This window comes from Aneurinibacillus sp. XH2 (assembly GCF_001439585.2).
Taxonomy (GTDB): Bacteria; Bacillota; Bacilli; order Aneurinibacillales; family Aneurinibacillaceae; genus Aneurinibacillus; species Aneurinibacillus thermoaerophilus.
On the sequence record NZ_CP014140.1, the window covers coordinates 2,272,749 to 2,288,355 of the forward strand.

The 15,607-nt window shown below is 37.3% G+C and carries 14 protein-coding genes; all 14 read right to left on the reverse strand.

Going from position 1 to position 15,607, the window contains the following annotated elements; translation table 11 throughout:
• Window positions 1-591: 591 nt before the first annotated feature.
• The 14 genes from ACH33_RS19365 to ACH33_RS11315 all read right to left on the reverse strand — a co-directional run bounded on the left by ACH33_RS19365 (window position 592) and on the right by ACH33_RS11315 (window position 14,431).
• A complete protein-coding gene (locus ACH33_RS19365; protein WP_162265030.1) occupies window positions 592-753 on the reverse strand; it encodes a hypothetical protein in 162 nt (53 codons plus the stop codon).
• Between the two features lie 650 nt (window positions 754-1,403).
• Complete coding sequence (locus ACH33_RS11255) at window positions 1,404-2,726, reverse strand: PLP-dependent aminotransferase family protein (protein WP_057899103.1); 1,323 nt, start codon at window positions 2,724-2,726, stop codon at window positions 1,404-1,406.
• 305 nt (window positions 2,727-3,031) lie between these two features.
• Window positions 3,032-4,081 carry a class I SAM-dependent methyltransferase gene (locus ACH33_RS11260; RefSeq protein WP_057899104.1) on the reverse strand — a complete coding sequence of 350 codons (1,050 nt, stop codon included), beginning with the start codon at window positions 4,079-4,081 and terminating at the stop codon, window positions 3,032-3,034.
• A 262-nt stretch (window positions 4,082-4,343) separates the two neighbouring features.
• On the reverse strand, window positions 4,344-5,585 hold the full coding sequence (locus tag ACH33_RS11265; protein WP_057899105.1) for an MFS transporter: 1,242 nt from the start codon (window positions 5,583-5,585) through the stop codon (window positions 4,344-4,346).
• Window positions 5,586-5,983: 398 nt separating this feature from the next.
• Window positions 5,984-7,186 (reverse strand): ATP-grasp domain-containing protein, encoded by a 1,203-nt coding sequence (locus ACH33_RS11270; protein ID WP_057899106.1) that lies wholly within the window; start codon window positions 7,184-7,186, stop codon window positions 5,984-5,986.
• Window positions 7,183-8,121: an ATP-grasp domain-containing protein gene (locus ACH33_RS11275; protein ID WP_057899107.1), complete on the reverse strand. Its 939-nt coding sequence runs from the start codon at window positions 8,119-8,121 to the stop codon at window positions 7,183-7,185. The genes ACH33_RS11270 and ACH33_RS11275 overlap by 4 nt, the downstream gene beginning before the upstream one ends.
• 10 nt (window positions 8,122-8,131) lie before the next feature.
• Entirely contained in the window at window positions 8,132-9,526 is a 1,395-nt protein-coding gene (locus ACH33_RS11280; protein ID WP_057899108.1) for an aspartate aminotransferase family protein, read from the reverse strand.
• Complete coding sequence (locus ACH33_RS11285) at window positions 9,516-10,721, reverse strand: ATP-grasp domain-containing protein (RefSeq protein ID WP_057899109.1); 1,206 nt, start codon at window positions 10,719-10,721, stop codon at window positions 9,516-9,518. The genes ACH33_RS11280 and ACH33_RS11285 overlap by 11 nt, the downstream gene beginning before the upstream one ends.
• 71 nt (window positions 10,722-10,792) lie before the next feature.
• Window positions 10,793-11,500 carry an iron-containing redox enzyme family protein gene (locus ACH33_RS11290; RefSeq protein ID WP_057899110.1) on the reverse strand — a complete coding sequence of 236 codons (708 nt, stop codon included), beginning with the start codon at window positions 11,498-11,500 and terminating at the stop codon, window positions 10,793-10,795.
• Between the two features lie 20 nt (window positions 11,501-11,520).
• The gene (queF, locus tag ACH33_RS11295) at window positions 11,521-12,018 is read right to left on the reverse strand and encodes a preQ(1) synthase (RefSeq protein ID WP_175493610.1); all 498 of its coding nucleotides are present in this window, start codon (window positions 12,016-12,018) and stop codon (window positions 11,521-11,523) included.
• A gap of 19 nt (window positions 12,019-12,037) precedes the next feature.
• Window positions 12,038-12,607: a GTP cyclohydrolase I FolE gene (gene folE, locus ACH33_RS11300; RefSeq protein ID WP_057899112.1), complete on the reverse strand. Its 570-nt coding sequence runs from the start codon at window positions 12,605-12,607 to the stop codon at window positions 12,038-12,040.
• 1 nt (window position 12,608) lies between these two features.
• Complete coding sequence (locus tag ACH33_RS11305; RefSeq protein ID WP_057899113.1) at window positions 12,609-13,004, reverse strand: 6-pyruvoyl trahydropterin synthase family protein; 396 nt, start codon at window positions 13,002-13,004, stop codon at window positions 12,609-12,611.
• A gap of 12 nt (window positions 13,005-13,016) precedes the next feature.
• Window positions 13,017-13,703 (reverse strand): 7-cyano-7-deazaguanine synthase QueC, encoded by a 687-nt coding sequence (queC, locus tag ACH33_RS11310; RefSeq protein ID WP_057899114.1) that lies wholly within the window; start codon window positions 13,701-13,703, stop codon window positions 13,017-13,019.
• An 11-nt stretch (window positions 13,704-13,714) separates the two neighbouring features.
• Window positions 13,715-14,431, reverse strand: coding sequence for a 7-carboxy-7-deazaguanine synthase QueE (locus ACH33_RS11315; protein WP_057899115.1), 717 nt, complete (start codon window positions 14,429-14,431; stop codon window positions 13,715-13,717).
• Between the last annotated feature and the right edge of the window lie 1,176 nt (window positions 14,432-15,607).

The window sequence follows — 15,607 nt, forward strand, 5'->3', positions numbered from 1 at the left end:
TGACCCTGAAGGAATTTGTAAGTAAATACAGCCTGTCATGAGTATTTCATTAGGCACAGGAAACCAAGATTTTTCAACCTCTAAGATTAGGAAGTCTTTTTTTATTTTGTCCTGCGTCCGGGCATATCAGTAGCATGGGATGAGAAATCGGCTGAAAGGAGAAGATATGAATCGAGTCATCTTGATTGGTAATTTGATATCGCCAATATTTTTTTGTGCAATTCTTACCCCTACAGCCAAACATCGGCACCGACGAGTTACAGTCAGGTGAACCGAAACAGTAACCAAATAGTACTACGTTTTCCTTACAAAAACATAAAAGAAGAGTGCCCATGTCTGGACACTCTCGTCCTTCTTGAATCCTTTCTCCACGCATATACATGTTCTTCGCGTTGAAGAACCTTACGTGTATAGACAAGGCTCTCTCCCCAAACCGTTCATTCAAATAACCAGCTGCCGCCTGCGCCGCGAACCTGTTAATAATTAACCGCTGCGGCTCAGACGCGATCAAGCCATTTTAGAGGGAGCGATCCCGTCCTCAGCCTCCAGTATATCCGGGAAACGGCGTCAGAACGGTTTTTCCGTTCAATCTCAATCCGGCTGCCACTTGCCCCGTTTATCCGGCATTGGCTTAGCGCTGCCGCTCGTCCACCCACTCTTTCTCGTCGCCGGCATGCTTGCTCCCCCGGAAGTAGCCGATATGATCTTGGTCCGATTTACGTTCCCTACCGTAAACCTCCGCAAACTCCTCATCCCATCACCTCGCGATCCAACGCCCGGTACCGGATCGCTTCCGCCCTATCCGGGCTCCCCTCTATACGATGGTGCTGCACTTTACTACAGTTCGGATAGAAAACATCGTTCATGTTCTGCTCAACCGTCTGCTCGATTTGTTTGTTGTGGTTGTAGCTGCAGTTTCGGTTTAGGTGTCGATGTCGTACTTTTACCCGATCCCGGCTCGTTTTTCTTCACAACTTCAGCATGGAAACCATCTTCTTGGGCATAGTTTTCGATCGACCCAATGCCAACATCAGATTTTTGGGCTTTCGATTGGATCTCACGGTACTTGTCAACGTTTTGCCGTCAGGCAGGTAAACAGCGACTAGTGTCAGCTCTTTCTCCAGCGGATAGGGTATAGATTTTCTTTTTCCATGCGATGTGAATTCGGTTCAGTTTCGTATGACAATGTGGGCACACTTGGATTTCTGATCGGAAATAAGAGGTTTTCTCCGGTATCAATAGGTGACAAAAAAATCCTCGAGGAAAGGAAAATCCTGCATGTCAATTTGACTGCCTTAGAAAAAAATCCCCCCCTCTGTTCTTCTGATACCAGCTTAACAAGATAAGGGGTAATTACTCAAAAAACAATTATTGGGCTTTATAAGAACGTCATGTGGAGGATTTCACCACGTTGAATGTTCGGCACAATTGACTCCTTCTATACTTGATAAAAACGTTTGTATACATAATTCACGCAACTTTCTGTCATCCATTGAATATCCGTAGCTATTTATATACCTTGTACGAATATTTTTCACTCTTCTTTGTAACTCGCTAACAGATAATCGCTCACGAATTGCATCATCCATAACAGAAGCTAGTTCAACCATATCTTCAGCATGTGCACCATGACGCGTTATTTCGTTAACTCCAAGTCGTAAAGCTAATTTACCACGGAAGCTTGGAAGGGAATTATATACATTTACTCGTATCCCAACTTTGTAAAGTCTTTCACTAGCCTCATAAGAAGAAATGCCAGTATTATCAGTACTCAGCCATATTTGATGTCCGATAGTGTAACCACGTTCTTTTCCCTTAACATCGTATCCAAGATGATATAACTCATTAGCCAAAGTCTTTGCGTTACCTACAATTCGGTGTGCGTAATCAAAACCACCACAATTTTTAAATTCTAGCAAAGAGATAGCTAAACTTGCTACAGCTCCAAAATGATGGCTACTTACTATATAAGATTGAACCTCTTTGAACTTTTGCTCAATTTCTAAATTATTTGTAAAAAATACTGCCTTTTGAGGACCTGGAAAAGTTTTATGAGTAGACCCTCCGAAAGAGTCAATCCCCAGTACTAGGGGGTTTTTCATTACATTACCAAAAATCAAACCAAGCCAATGGCTTACATCGACATGAATGATTGTTTTGGGAGATGTCTCCTTTACTGACTGCACGAGTTTTTCTAGATCAATTGGAAAGAGGCAGTTTGATTGATCCACATATACAAGATGGACATCTCTTTCCAGTAATTGAGTTTTTAATAAATCAAAGTCAATACTGTGTTCATCCGGTCCAGTCATAAAATTCACTTTTAAGCCTAGACTTTCCGCAAGATCTTTAGTTGCAAAGTGCCCACCTTGTTCTGGCGAGACAGTTAAAATATTTGCTCCAATGCCACCACCTAGTGCTTTCAATACAATTAAGCCGCAATTTAAACCGGATAGAGGACGAAGATTTACATACTGTGCTTTTCCTAGTTCCTGCAATAATGGGATTGCTACTTCTGTTTCAAGTCGATGAACCTCTTGAGCTCCTCGAAAAAACCACTCGTTCCATTTTTGTTTGTCATTAAAAAAATAGCGATTATAAAGATCTAACAGGAGTGGCAACCTAGAAAGCGTAGTTGCTTCATTTTCACTCGGTACTAGATTTATTGTCTTGTACTTATTACTCTCACACTCACGTAACATGTCTACAATTTCATAGATATTCATGGGGGATCCTCCATTTGAAGTTTTTTTAATAACTCATCTCAAGATACCATAGTTAATATTTAATCCCCTACACTTTAATATCTTCCAAAATTATACAATCACTTTAAATCCTCTGCTATTTATTGATAACACAATTTATGCAAGTTCCAACCAAGTAGAGGCTCGTAAGATAGTCAACCAATACAGGTGAGGCTGTCCTTGATGTCTTGTCATCACAATTCTCGTTACTAAAAAGTTTATTCTTACCTTCACTATTTAAAAATTGTCTACAAATAACAGAAAGCATAAATATTAAAGAAGTAAATCTAAGTAGATAGTTTTATTCCAACCCCAACAATCGCTAAACGCGGCATTTCTATTTTCAATTTTCCAGACTGTTCGTATACTGCAATTTTAGAAACCCCAAAATCTTTATCAAGTCCTACCTTTTCGTAATCATATTGAAAAATTTCTTTAGCTCGTTCGTAGATAAAATTTAGGGCATTTTCCTCATTCATTTGCTCTTTTAGGCGATAAAGCCCATACATTTCCATAAGATATCTCGATAGATTTTTTCGTAACTCGGGTTCAGATTTACCGCTTATTATGAATGGGTCATAAACATAGTGGACATTAACTGATCTAAATTCAGCTTCAATAAGATAACTTGCAATCTCTTCCCTAGTAAAATGCGGTACATCGTGTCCAGTGTAAGAATATCGGTCAACTATCTCTTTAAACCATCTTGCTACTGGAGAACCTTCTTCAAAATCATGAAGAACAAAACGTCCACCATACTTTAATACTCGGAACCCTTCCTTGCAAACTATCAATCGCTGGGCTCTAGGAATATGATGCGTACCATATGCTAAAATAACACCATCCATGCTTCTGTCCTTTAAAAGTAATTGTTGAGCTGGTTGCCATAATGCAGGAATCCCGTACTCTACTGCACCTCTTATCATTTCTTCAGACAAATCGCTCGTCAATATATTAGGGATAGACGATTCAGGAAGTAATTGCTTTAAAGCTCTTACTAAAACACCATCCCCACCAAGAGCATCCAGTATAAGATCGTTGGGTAATAAATTCTCAAGGTTTTCTTCTGAAGCAACTAAACGAAATAAATTAAGAATACCAATCGCTCGTACAACCGGGATACGCTGCGCTAATCGATACACATCTCCACGTCCTCCTTCCTTTTGAGATTCAAAATCGGAATTGTTCTCTGCATAAAAGTGGATATCTGTCGCAACTCGTTTGATTCGTTCTAGATCTACACAATTAGCCAAAGAAGGAGAGATTTCTTTTAAACGAGCAAGTTGTTTCCAAAGCTTTTGCTCATTAGCAGAAGTATTAAGAACTTTAACATCCATGGTATTCACCTGCCTAAATATTTTATAAGTGAATTAATTTCTACTAAAACTTTTTTATGAGTATAAATTTAAAATTAAAGTGACACGTCTATTCTATAAAAAACTTTCTTTGTAATTGAAAATACATCTTTCCATCTCGAAGAACGCTAAAAAGCGATTGTTATAGAACAGATGTTAGGTATTAACAGGATTTTTAAATCCCGAATTGTCCTCTTAGCTTAGAGATTAATTTTAAGGACAACATCTTCGAATAATTCATGATTCAACCGAATTTTTCATCTAGAGTAGTGTTTACTGTATCTTCCTCAAGAAATTTGAAATATGGGAGAAGAATGCCGATAACGGCAGCAATAAACACCAAGCAGCCAATTGATAAGTAACTTAATCGAACACTATATCCCTCAGAAAAATGCCCTCCAAAATATACTCCTAATGGCATTACACTTCGGATTATTAATAATCGAACTGAAAAAACCTTCCCAAGCATCTCATTCGGAACACTGCGCTGATATATGCTTGTACTATGTACGTTAAAAAATGGAGTTGACATTCCAGCAATAATCTCAAGTACAACAGCTTGCCATATTTCATAAACAAAACTAAGTAGAACAAAAGAAAGTCCACCAATAGCAATAGCTCCCAACATAAAGCGGCGTCTATTTTCTGATATTTTTATACGCGGAACAAAGAAACTACCTACTAGATACCCTGCTGGAAAACCGGACAGAAATAATCCTAATTCGAAAGAGCTCCCGGCTAAATCATCCGTAACAAAAGGAACATTCAAAACCATCGTAACGCCTACAGCAAATTGAATGAATGCTGCAAAAAATCCTAGCCAAACTAGATGCTTTTGATTGAGAAAATAGGAAATACCGCCTTTTAACTCTTTAAACCAGGCTAATCTCACTTGTATGTTTTCCGAACTTTTCTCATGCACCCAAAGTAAAGAAGTAGCACTCAATAAAAAGCATAAACAAACGATATAGAGTGTATTTGTAACACCGATCACAACGGAGATGATACCACCTAGAGTTGGTGCAAGAATACTCATTAGTCGTACGGTACCATCTATATATGCATTTACATTAGTTAATTCATTTTTTTTAAATAGGGTAGGTGAGATTGCTAAACTTGCTGGCACATAAAGAGGTTGAATAATTCCGAGAACAAATTGAACAACAAAGAGATTCCAAACATGGATCTCGTCGAATAACAACATGAAAATCGGAACCAAAAACACAAGGCCACGAGACAACTGAGAGAAAACCATAATTTTTTTCCTACTCCAGATATCTATAAAAGGTCCAATTACAAGTTGTATCAGGAGTGAAGGAATAAAGTAAATAAGCCAGAGCGTACCCATCTCTATTTTCGAGCCCGTGAGATTATATAGAATTAGGGAGTTACAAAACGCCCCTAAAGCCCCTCCTAATTCAGAAACTGCCTGGCCAATCCAAAGAGCTAAGAAGGTTGGATTGGTGAAGAGTGAACGAGGTTTCAACTTTGCTACATTCCTTTCTCAAGTTAATTTAGCAACTGCTTCTCTAAAATAAGCGATGCGGAATCCTAAACTTAGCAGTCAGTTTTTGTTTGTAAAATCAATATAAAAATCATAAATATTCATGAAACAACTTAACAATGTCAAAACCACCATTTTTGGAATCATATGGATCCGGATAGAAAATGATAGGGGGCGAACGGACACTCGCTCCCCAATAGGCTTTTTGATTCTAAAGTATTGACAAGAATACATTCAAATTAATTCCATGGTATTTTCTCTTGTGTAGTCCCCTTACTTTGCGATGTTTGTCACAAAATCTTTCTATTACGAACTCCCATTCAACTTGTCATTATTTGATACTTGAAAATATTACGGCTGGAATTTTAACAAAAATTTTTTTAAGTTATTTTTAATAACTGAGAAATATCATCTAAGATTTCCTTTACTCGTTTAGAACTTCTATCTTTTACTATTATAAACGCGTCAGTGTCATCCATATTGAGTCTGTGCAATTTTGGTAATTGACCAATAGAAGGTAACTGCTGGTATACGATAGCCTCACCGTAAAGTTGTAATATCAGATCGAGGTTTTCTAATTTTTGGATCGGTTGATCTGTTTCAGCATTTATAAAAAGAATTCCAGTATGCCATGTTCTGTTCAATTCATGCTGACAGCTTCGGTAGATAAGATGTTCAGCCCATACTTGTTCCATAGATATACCCTGTGATAATCCCATTAGTAAGGGAATTTGAGCACCGGGTATACGCGCTCCCACTTCTCCAATTAATAAGCGTCCTTTGCGATCAATCATGTACTCAATATGAGCGAAAGAGTGGGTAATGTTCAGGGCCTCAATTGCTTTTTGACCATATATTCTGATCGCCTGATCCAATTCCTTTGGCAAGTCATGACGAATATAGATCCGTTGACCTCCCGGGCGAGCAGCTGTTTCCAAAACAAGTGGTTCGTAAACAGAAATGGTTCCAAAAACAACCTTTCCTCCAACGATTACTACGTCATAGCTTCCTTCTTGCTGGATATCAATAAACTCTTCAGCAAGGAATGGCTCTTCTAAAACATCGAGAAAATATTTTGCTTTTTCAACCGCTTCTTCTTCTGAGGTTATCCGAAAGACATTTCGAGAGCCAGCATTATTTAAAGGTTTGAAAATCATCGGATACCCATGTAATTGAACAAACTCCGTAAGATCGACAAGGTTGCTAATTTTCTTGTGTTTGGCGCATGGTACATCATGTTGTACAAAGCAGTCTTTCATTACGTCTTTGTAACGAGTGGGAACAATTTGAGCAACCGTTGATCCAGGAATCTGGAATACTTCACGAAGGTAAGCCACATTTTCTATATAAAACTCATAGGGCGTTTCGATCTGTTCAACTGGATATTGTTCAATTACCTGTCTGAAAACCTGATGTAATTCCTCATATACACGGGCATTAGCTTCAAAACAAATAACATTTTCTCGCTTATTATCTAATTCGATTACGTCAGGTCCAATCCAGATTATTTCAGGACATAAAAGTGCAGCTGCGTTAACGTATTTTTGGTAAACAGGAGGTGCTACGATAACAAGCGTGTTCATGATTTAATCCGATCCTCAATCATTTGAACATAATATTTCACACTACCCTCTGGATCGATGGTGAATCCACTTTTTTCATGCCCTGGCCAGATTGACAGAGCAGAATTAACTTCAATGATTATAGGCCCATCAGGTCCCTCAATCAAATCAATTGGAGCATAATCGAGACCTAACGCACTAACCGCACTTAATGCAATATCTTCTAGTTCTTTTGTTAATTCATATTTCCGTAATTTCTTACCTTCATTTATATCCTTAGTTCGCCAAGTATTTGGAAAACAATCGAGGGCCCAAATGGAAACTACTTTGTCTCCAACTACATTAATGCGTAGGTCATATCCAGGATTAGAAACATATTGCTGTGCGCATAGAACTTTATAGTTTTGGATAAGATGCCATACCTCAATCTCTTGAAAAATACTTAAAACATCAGCAATTTCATCCCCGTACCGAAATTCGTTTAAAATTAAGCGCTTGATATCAATCGATGCATGTCCGGAAAGGGGTTTAAGGATAATATCTTTCCACTCTTTTAAACAACTACCGACTTGGTCTACCGAACTGACCATCCGTGTTGAAGGAACACGGATGCCGGCCCGTTGAAGTACGTTTGCCGCATATACCTTGTTACTCGCTTTTCGTACCGCCTGTGGTGAGTTTAAAATTGTCATTCCTTGCTGTTCTAGTAATTCAAGTGCATCAAACAGATATAACCGATCTCCTAATGTATATCTTGAACGAATTCTTGATTCAAACATAGCCACCTTAGGAAGTTCTCTCTTAATTCCTTGATAAAAAAATTCGAAAGGAGCTGCTACTACTTCAACTTGATCCCAATCCCAGACCTCTGCCTTGTATCCTAGCTTTGATATTTCCTCAACAAGTTTGTTTTCAGCCCAAGCAAAAGGTCTCTTGCTAAAAAAAACAAAATCCATAAAGAGCCTCCTAATTTTGTTGATAAAGCTCGACTTTCAATTCATTGAGTATCGTCTCAAGTGTATTAATAACAAAATTTAACTGCTCATTCGTAATGCAAAGTGGAGGAGTTAAGCACAATACATTGACTTGGTGACCACCATTCAATAGAAGTACACCCTTTTTCATAGCCCTGCGTATAATTTCCCAGCAGAGTTCTGGTGCTGCTTCTTTGGTATCTCGATCCTTGACTAGCTCAATCCCTACCATCAAGCCATTTCCACGTATATCACCGACATTAGGGTGAGCACCGATTCGATTTCTTAACTCCTTTTGTAGATACAATCCATCATAGTGACTCTTTTCAACTAAGTTTGAATTTAGCAACTCTTTTATGGATGCCATGGCAATTACTGATCCCAACGGGTTTCCTTGGAACGTACTAGTATGAATGGGCTCTCCATTATACTGTCCCCACGCTTTGTCCATTACTTCCTGTTTAGCTGCACAAACGGATATTGGATAACCAGAAGAAAGCCCTTTCCCGATGGTCATAATGTCTGGTATCACTCCGCTATGAAGGAAGGAGAACATCTTACCTGTACGTCCGAAGCCTGTTAGTATCTCATCAAAAATTAATAACACATTGTTACGATCACAGATTTCACGCAAACCTTGAAGAAACTTCTGTGAAGCAACTACCACTCCTCCTCGTCCCTGAATTGGTTCAATAATAACGGCCGCCACATCTTCTACTCCTGAGGCAGTATTTTCAATCATATCCTGAACTGTTTTTAAACAAGTAAGCTTGCAGGTATCAACTTGTTCACCATAAGGACACCGATAACAGTAAGGATAGGGTGCAAATGCAGTCGATTTCTTTGTTTCATTTTTAAAAGGTCTTCGGAAATGATGACGTGCTGTTACTTCAATACTTTTTGCCCCCATCCCGTGATACGCTCCATAAAACGCAATATAACCACTCTTTCCTGTTGCTAGATTTGCGGTTTTTAGGGCACTGTCAACTGCATCCGATCCATTAACCGACACGATCATTTTAGCATTTGGAATAGGTATAATTTTTTGAATAAATTCCATAAACTCGATTTTTCTTATGTTTGCATGGAAATCACCCATTCCTTGCAACATTTCCTCAATCTGCTTGCTAACAGCAGCCTGAACAGCGGGATGAGTATGTCCGATGTTTGCAACATTCAAACCGGCAGCCATGTCAATGTATTGATTTCCATCTACATCAATTATGTTCGCGCCTGTTGTTCTTTCCCAAACAATCGTTATTTCATTATCTGTATTTGTCAAGTTGGGTGCTTCTAATTCCCGAAGTTTGCTAAGGAGTTGTTGCGATTTGGGCCCAGGAATTGTTGTTTTAATAACAGGCAGCCCATGATTTGTGTTAGATCTCATCTAGGTACCTCCATTTTGTATTTTCAACAAACCACTGCTGGGCTTTACTTATATTGTCACGTAACTCTACTTCTGTATTCGCCATAACAATCATGTTGGCAATGGAATCAACACAGCTTTTAGCTCCGTTGTAAACCATTCCAGGCTTTCCTGTGACTTGGTACTCAACTACAAAATCAAAAGGTACTTCAGATGGAACATATACCAATTCACCAGCTTGAGGTTTACATAAGATCCACCCTCCAAGCTTACGTAAAGACGGTTGTGTATTAGCAGGAAGGTCACATTGTAGACGTAAAACAGAGCAATTTAAATTTACTCCTAAAGTGTATTCAATTGTCTTATTAACACGTGCCCATCCGGTACGACTTGCTATTTCACAGATGAGCAATTCGCCATTTGGCTTTTCAAATACTTCTAAATGGAAAGTAAACGTCTTTGGAGAAGGCATCAATCCAATAACCTTACTTGTGAGATTTACCAATCGTTGAAAAACTGGGTTTTCTTGCTCCAACATATGACTCGAATGAAAGTCGGTATCTAACCAATATCGATTAAGTGTGTGGTAAGTGGATGGCCAACAAAGTTTTATTTCTCCATCGTTTACCAATCCATCAATGTGATATAATTTTCCCTCAATATATTTCTCAGCCAACATATTAGGTCGAAAATGATGTGTAAGCCATTCCTCTAATTCAGTAGAATCACGGATTATTGAAACTCCGATTGAAGCGACAAGATCACGAGGTTTTACGATAACGGGATAGTTATGTTCCTTGACAAATGACAATAAGTCGAGCGGTGAATTTATTAACCTAAAATCCGGAACAGGTATTCCTTTTTTTCTCATATACTGTTTCATAATTAATTTATCTCGATAAGTAACGGCGCTCTCTACACTCTGTCCCTCAATACCAAAGAGTTCACGAAGCTGTGCCGCTCGAATCAAATCCAATTCGTCAAGAGCCAGTATTCGCTTGATATGGTGTCTCTCGTTTAAAAGAATAGCTTCTCTTTCGACATTCCCATTATTGCTATAATTTTTAAAAGAAAAAATTGATGAATATTGTTGTCGATTAAACGAATTTGAAATTTCACCATTCACAAATAGAATGAGTTGGTCTTTTATCTCCGGAAGCCATTCATGGTATGGCATCTCCGCTTGATGAGCATAACTAAGAACGAGATATGTCATGATTAGCTCCTTCTACCTGGTAATTTAATTAATGTACTTTACTTGAATTTAGCCTAAAAAAACAGTTGAAACTATTTTAGAAACAGATAGTCATAGAATTCGTTATAGAACCATTTCATATGTTCTATAGAAGTTTTTGCGCCATTTTCAATTTGTTTCAAACTTTCTTCATCTTCATAAGAACTTAAAAGATTTCTAATAGAACCATAATGCTCTTCTTCGACTTCCTCAATATGGATCTTCCAGAAATTTAAGTCATATCCTCTTTCTTCAAGACCTATTAAAATACTTTTATACATGGGAATGGTTAATAATTCGTTACCTGGCCCCATATATCCGAAGGCTTCAAGGTAAGTTGCATTCTTATAAAAGTCTAAAGCCAAACGGTTGTATTCAAAAATAAAATCCTCAGCTGGTATAGCAGGTGTACCAAATGCGGTTAACTCAACATCAGGGATCACACTCTTCAAATAAGTATTATAGAGTTCACCATGACCCATACCTGCTACACCCCTGCCGCATTCATCATATAAATTTTCAACAATTGGTGCCCACCATTTATCGCATGGAGGAGCACATGCTATTGTTGCACCCAATAGTTGATGGAAATAACATCTGTGATGACCATATTGAATACTAAACTTTGCAATCTGTTCATCGGTCAGTTTACGTTGACTAAATGCAGAATAGAAAGGTCCATTTATGACTTGTTCATCAAACATTTTTGCAATTTCGTTTTCAAGTATAAGATAGGCATTAGATACAGTGTTTACATTCATCGAACTCAACCTCCGTTAATTTATCGATTTGTAATTTTTTCTGGATTTAAATCATGATTAAACAGTCTATGTTCCGCTACTTGTTTCCAACGAGTACCTTCTTTACCCCAGTTTACATAAGGGTCAATACTTATCCCGCCACGAGGAAGGAATTTACCCCAGACTTCAATATATTTTGGTTCCAACAGATTAATGAGATCTTTCATTATTTTATTAACACAATCTTCATGAAAGTCCCCATGATTTCGAAAACTAAATAAATACAATTTTAAAGACTTACTTTCTACTAGCCTTTTATCTGGTACATAACTAATATGAATCGTTGCAAAGTCTGGTTGCTTAGTTATTGGGCAAAGACTGGTGAATTCTGGACAGTTAAATTTGACGAAATAGTCAACATCTGGGTGAAGATTTTCAAAACTCTCCAACAAATCAGGGCAATAATTACTTGGATATTCGACGTTTTGATTTCCCAATAGCGTGATTTCTGTTTCAGTGTGAATATCTCGCAATTTAATCACTCCTTTTCATAAAACATTATTTAGTTTTTATAAGGTCTAAGACCTTATGAACTAACTCATTATCTTCAGTAAAAATACCAAGAGTCTCCGTTGTTACGTTTTTTGCACCTGGTTTCTGAACTCCTCTTATAGTCATACAAAAATGTTCTGCTTCTATCACTACCATAACTCCTAAAGGATTAAGCACCTCAAACATGGTTTTAGCAACTTGAAATGTTAACCTTTCTTGTAATTGAAGCCTCCTGTCATAAGCTTCCAGCATCCTTGCAATTTTACTTAATCCAACCACAAAACCGTTAGGTATGTAGGCAATATGAGCAACCCCAAAAAAAGGTACCATGTGATGCTCACAATGAGAGTAAAATGAAATATCTTTTACCAATACTAACTCCCTGTGATCCTCTTTAAACGTTTTTCGCAAATACGAACTAGGATCTTCTTTATAACCTTTAAAAATTTCATCATACATCTTTATGACTCTTTTAGGAGTTTCAATTAAGCCCTCTCTTTCTGGAATTTCTCCAATGTATTGAAGAATTAATTTAATATTTTCTTCTAAATCTACATTGAGTACTGTGTGGTTCATTTTAATTTTCCAACTCCTCGCTGTATCTTACAAAGACTTCATTGGTTTCCTGTACTTCAACCCACTTTACTTTGGGTTGATTTATTTTCATTAAACAGAGATCTTTTATGATTGAATAAAATACTTCTGCAACTTTTTCAGTAGACGGTGCAGATCCACCTTGGTCAACATCGAATTCTGGGAAATCATTTAATAAATAATGATCGTATTTATCCTCAATCGAGTGCTTAACATCACGAAAATCTATTAACATTCCTTTATCATCTAACTTTGATCCTTCGATACAAAAAGTAACTTTATAATTATGTCCGTGAATTCTATCACACTTACCAGCATTTGGTACACGATGTGCACAAGCAATCCAGAAATGTTTAACGAGATGGTATTTTTGTTTCATGAAATTTCTCCTTTAATTCCAAACAATAGATTTTTCATAGTCAATGGGATCTATGATCTTATTTTCTTGGAATCCTTTAATACGTAAACGACAGCTATCACATCTCGCACAAGCTAGTTCTTTACCTTGATAACAAGATGTTGTTAGATGGTAAGGAACGCCCAACTCAAGTCCTTTTTTGATAATCTCAGCTTTTGTCATATTAATTAATGGAGTTTCTATTTTGATATTCATTCCAGTTACTCCATTTTTGGTCGCTAGATTGATTGTTTTTGACATCGATTGAATAAATTCTGGACGACAATCCGGATAACCGCTGTAATCTAATGAATTGACACCGAGAAATAAAGCTGATGCTGAAATTACTTCCGCATATGCTGTTGCCAATGCTATGAAAATCAAATTACGTGCAGGGACATAAGTATTTGGAATTTCGTCTGTTAACCCTGAAGTTGGAACATCCAAGCTTATATCTGTCAAGGAACTTCCCCCTATTTGCCTTAACCAATCTAAATTAATTACTTTATGACTCCTTGTATCATAATATTCAGACATTTTAATAGCACTTTCAACCTCACGTGAATGTCTTTGACCGTAATGGAAAGTAATTGGATACAATTCGTACCCTTCATCTTTTGCAATTCCCATACAGGTTGCACTATCCAACCCACCGCTTAATATAACAACTGCTTTCTTCATTTTCATACCTCCTATACCCCTCTTTTATTAGGGTCCCAAATAATTTTGTGTAGTTGAAGACTAACCTTAACATTTACCAATTGATTTGATAACACGAGATTTACCAATTTATCAGGTGGCATAGTTTCCCATACAGGGCTAAATAGAACTGTTCCTTTTTTATACAACTTCTTTAAAATCCTTGTAGCCACCTCAAAATCATTAGAATCGCTAATTACAAATTTAACCTCGTCATTATCTTGCGAATAATCAAAGTTTTCTAAAATCATCTTTTTCATTTCACCACTACTTGGTAGTTTGTAATCTAAGATGAAGCGTATCTTCTTCTTGAAATTTGGGTGACTTTCTCGAAATCTACAAACCTCACTAATGTTAATCGCGCCATTTGTCTCAATGTGAATATCCTCTATATAATCGATCTCCGCTAATGCTTTTAAAAGCATCAACGATCTTTCCCCATGTATCAGAGGTTCTCCACCCGTTAAACAAATATGTTTATTCGGAAATCTTTTAACTTGCTCTACGATTTCTCCTATCGTAGCTGTAAATTCAGGTTTGTAAGGTGCATAACTATACTTTGTGTCACACCAGGTACATCTAAGATTACAATTAAATACTCTTACAAATGTCGTGGGGAATCCTGCTCTAGTTCCCTCCCCTTCAACTGTTTGAAAAATTTCAACCATGGGTATTTTCATATCGTATTGAATGCCGCTCGTTCCTAACATATTTGATCAAATCCTTAAAATACTAGATATTAAGACTCTAAATATTGAATGACTTATGTTAATTAGTTCGAAACATACAATATGGAGAAATACAAATATGTAATATATCCTTACATTTTACTAAATATGGATTTTTGTGTGACAGTAGCCCTACCTGCTCATCATGAAGGAAGATCTGCAGAACTTTTATGAACTTGTACAGAAAACATTAAAAGCAATAAATATTATTGTTATCAGCGCTCCTTTTAGATACGGGTACGACAAGAATCGATTAATTGTGTGCGACCGTAATGATGACTTTTTAATTCAGCTCTTCCGACACTACTAACGTGCTGCATGAGTGGTAATAAGAAGCTATTTGTTTGAATGAAACAAAATGGTATGAGCCAACGTACGCTGAATATACGACTTTACCACCAATGAAGAAACTAAGAATTACTCAATGATCTTCTTCGTTTACACCTAGACCACGTTAGATCCCTCCAATAGAAAGGGTCTTGGGTCGTACTTTTTGTTACAATTCTTCCTGATACAAAAACGAATAACATGCATAAATGAGTCAGCGCTTCCCCAATAAAAATAGCCGAAGAATACTCTACTACCACTAACACAAAAATCATGACAACGACACAAAATACTAATTAATTTCCTTGTTTTTCGATCTACTACAAAATATACCAATATATAGATGGTTTGAAAATAATTTTATTTCGACACTTTTCTTTTGTAATTGTAGAAATAATCGGATTTTTGTAAAAAATGCAGAAACAATCCGCGTTCCACACCTTTTTCTTTAGCCCCCCTTCTCCTTCCTTAAAGGGGGGCTAATACTTTATTTTTCTTGAACAGGTGACGGTTAGAGTTTACGGGTGCTTGATCATCTATGTGCAGTTAGGCCATCTCCTTGAGGATGAATCTCTGCTCCCGTATGAGCTTATCAAAATCAACTCCCAGTCCCTGCAATATAGATAATAGTGCCTCCTCGGAAAGGTCACAGGGGTGATGTAATTTTCCACAGTTAGACATTCTCCCATGTCCTCTACAATCGCACCATCAACTGATAAAAAGTTACGAGTCTTTGTCCATTCTGAGCAGTTATGAAAGTCATACGTACCAGATGTGCCCTGGATAATTATTGAACATACATCGTAACTCTCAGAAATGTACGCACTTTCC

Excerpts from the sequence above, each read along its gene's own strand:
- ACH33_RS11275 (WP_057899107.1), bottom strand. The coding sequence starts at position 8,121 with ATGGATTTTGTTTTTTTTAGCAAGAGACCTTTTGCTTGGGCTGAAAAC.
- ACH33_RS11255 (WP_057899103.1), bottom strand. The coding sequence starts at position 2,726 with ATGAATATCTATGAAATTGTAGACATGTTACGTGAGTGTGAGAGTAAT.
- ACH33_RS11285 (WP_057899109.1), bottom strand. The coding sequence starts at position 10,721 with ATGACATATCTCGTTCTTAGTTATGCTCATCAAGCGGAGATGCCATAC.
- ACH33_RS11305 (WP_057899113.1), bottom strand. The coding sequence starts at position 13,004 with ATGAAACAAAAATACCATCTCGTTAAACATTTCTGGATTGCTTGTGCA.
- queC (WP_057899114.1), bottom strand. The coding sequence starts at position 13,703 with ATGAAGAAAGCAGTTGTTATATTAAGCGGTGGGTTGGATAGTGCAACC.
- ACH33_RS11280 (WP_057899108.1), bottom strand. The coding sequence starts at position 9,526 with ATGAGATCTAACACAAATCATGGGCTGCCTGTTATTAAAACAACAATT.
- ACH33_RS19365 (WP_162265030.1), bottom strand. The coding sequence starts at position 753 with ATGAGGAGTTTGCGGAGGTTTACGGTAGGGAACGTAAATCGGACCAAG.
- ACH33_RS11315 (WP_057899115.1), bottom strand. The coding sequence starts at position 14,431 with ATGTTAGGAACGAGCGGCATTCAATACGATATGAAAATACCCATGGTT.
- ACH33_RS11260 (WP_057899104.1), bottom strand. The coding sequence starts at position 4,081 with ATGGATGTTAAAGTTCTTAATACTTCTGCTAATGAGCAAAAGCTTTGG.
- folE (WP_057899112.1), bottom strand. The coding sequence starts at position 12,607 with ATGAACCACACAGTACTCAATGTAGATTTAGAAGAAAATATTAAATTA.
- ACH33_RS11270 (WP_057899106.1), bottom strand. The coding sequence starts at position 7,186 with ATGAACACGCTTGTTATCGTAGCACCTCCTGTTTACCAAAAATACGTT.
- ACH33_RS11290 (WP_057899110.1), bottom strand. The coding sequence starts at position 11,500 with ATGAATGTAAACACTGTATCTAATGCCTATCTTATACTTGAAAACGAA.